We start from the raw sequence: 422 nt of genomic DNA, 5'->3' as shown, positions 1-422 counted from the left end.
CTCTAAAACACGTTGGAGGTCAAATGAACCACGATCGAGGAGTTTATCAAGAGGGATGTTCGTACGCTCTGTTGCATAAATCACAGCTCGTGGATTAATTGCCAGAATGAGTGATTCAGCCTGTGCACGTTCTTTTACACTTACAAGATCAATCTTATTTAAAAGAATGATATCAGCGAAGGCAATTTGCTCTTCAGCTTCTCGGCTTTTTTTAAGTTGGAGTGAAAGATGCTTTGCATCAACGACTGCTATGACACTGTCGAGAGCTGTTTTTGTATTCACCGTATCATCCATAAAAAAAGTTTGTGCAACAGGAACCGGATCAGCAAGCCCTGTTGTTTCTATAATGATAGCATCAAATCGGTGAGAGCGTCGCATCAGACTTTCTAGAATGCGAATAAGATCGCCGCGTACGGTACAGC

General features: G+C 42.2%; 1 protein-coding gene. It reads right to left on the bottom strand.

Annotation, left to right across the window (positions count from 1 at the left end):
* A partial coding sequence (locus J7R07_RS08040; protein WP_281384553.1) for a CobW family GTP-binding protein occupies positions 1–422 on the bottom strand: 422 nt, incomplete at both ends.

This window comes from Bartonella phoceensis (genome assembly GCF_902825145.1).
Classification (GTDB): domain Bacteria; phylum Pseudomonadota; class Alphaproteobacteria; order Rhizobiales; family Rhizobiaceae; genus Bartonella; species Bartonella phoceensis.
Note: the sequence above shows the minus strand (reverse complement) of the source record. Positions and strands in the feature narration are given on the sequence as shown.